Origin of the sequence: Halomonas sp. 3F2F, assembly GCF_014897805.1 — a bacterium.
Taxonomy (GTDB): domain Bacteria; phylum Pseudomonadota; class Gammaproteobacteria; order Pseudomonadales; family Halomonadaceae; genus Vreelandella.
In genome coordinates this window covers 1-503 of the sequence record NZ_JABUZE010000116.1, presented here as the reverse complement: position 1 = coordinate 503, position 503 = coordinate 1, and the positions used below count along the sequence as shown (strand labels likewise).

Annotated in this window: 1 protein-coding gene; it reads left to right on the top strand. The window is 61.0% G+C overall.

What is annotated here, in order from left to right:
• Window positions 1-503: IS66 family transposase (locus tag INT21_RS12090; RefSeq protein WP_193085251.1), on the top strand; the 503-nt coding region annotated here is incomplete at both ends.

Sequence of the window (503 nt, the reverse complement as noted above, 5' to 3'; positions counted from 1 at the left end):
GACGAGGTGGTGTTCACCTACTCGAACAGCCGTGGGCGTGCCCACATCGAACAGGTCCTAAGCGAGTCGTTCAGCGGCACCCTGATCAGTGACGGCTATGCGGCCTATGCCCGCTACGCTGCCGCCCAGGAAAACGTCACCCATGCCCAGTGCTGGGTGCACGCCCGGCGTTACTTTATCGACGCCCAGAAGGATCACCCGGAGCAGGTCACCGAGGCCTTACAACAAATCGCCAACCTGTACCGGAACGAAGATAATATCCGCGCCCAGAACCTGAGTGGCGAGAAGAAACGGCAGTACCGGTTGGCTCACTCGAAGCCAGTCGTTAGCGACTTCTTCCAGTGGTGCCGGGATCACCTGGAGCAAGGCGGCCTGGTGCCCAGCGATCCACTGACCAAAGCCCTTAACTACGTGCTCAGCCGCGAAGCCAGCCTGACCGTGTTCCTGGAAGATCCCGAGGTGCAGCCAGACACCAACCACCTGGAACGGGCGCTACGCCCCAT